Annotated in this window: 1 pseudogene; it reads left to right on the top strand. The window is 73.3% G+C overall.

The features are described 5' to 3' along the window. Window positions 1-969 (top strand): annotated as a pseudogene (locus I59_RS22665) (hypothetical protein); the annotation flags it as partial.

Raw genomic sequence — 969 nt, 5'->3', positions numbered from 1 at the left:
CGGGCATCGTCGCGGGAGTCGTGTACGCGGTGCTCCCCCGGGTCACCTGGGCCGGCAGCGAGGGGCGGTCCTACGCGGCGACCACGCTGTTCGCCGTCGTGCTGAGCCTCGTGCTCGTGGTCGCCGTGCGGCACACGGCGGAGCGGCGTCGACGGGCCTGGGTCTGGTGGCTGCTCTACGGGGTCGCCGTGCTGTGCTGCGGGCTGCTCTTCGTCGACATGCTGCTCCTGGTCGTCGCACACGGGGTCACGCTGCTCGTCGGGATCCTGCTCGGTGGTGGTCCGGGCGGACGTCGGTCGCACGTGCGCACGGCGCTCTGGTGGCTCGTCCCGACGGTCGTCGCCGGAGCCCTGCTGCTGCCGTTCGTCCGCCTGGCCTCGGGCGAGGCGGACCAGCAGCTCTACTACATGGGGCGGATGGGCTGGGGCTTCGGCATCGTCAAGCTCGTCTTCCTGCAACAGTTCTTCGCCGGGACCAAGGCGATGGCTGCGGTGGCGTGGCTCCTGGTCGCGGTCGGGGCCGTCGGCGCCGTGGTCGTGCCGCGGCTGCGTGACCGGATCCCCGCGGTCGCGCTCACCCTGCCGGCCGTGTTCCTGCCGCCCGCGGTCGTCTACGTGGCGTCCGTGCTCGTGCGGCCGCTGTTCAACCCGCGGTACTTCACCTTCGAGACGCCGCTGGTCGCGATCGCGATCGCACTCGGCCTGACGGTCCTCCCGTGGCGCCGGACCGCGGTCCTCGGTCTCGCGCTGCTCGTGCTGCTCGCCGTCCCGCAGTGGGGCGCGCAGCGCATCCCGACCGCGAAGGACGCGTCGACGTGGGGCCCCGCCTCGGCACTCCTGGAGCGTGAACGTGCGGCCGAACCCGCCGGCACCCGCGACGGCGTGGTCTACGGTCCGCTGCCCTCGCACGTCAACCGGACCACCGAGTTCGTGGCGGCCTCGTACCCCCGCGCGTTCCGGGGCATGCGCG

The organism is Curtobacterium sp. B8 (genome assembly GCF_000333315.1).
Lineage (GTDB): Bacteria > Actinomycetota > Actinomycetes > Actinomycetales > Microbacteriaceae > Curtobacterium > Curtobacterium luteum.
Note: the sequence above shows the minus strand (reverse complement) of the source record. Positions and strands in the feature narration are given on the sequence as shown.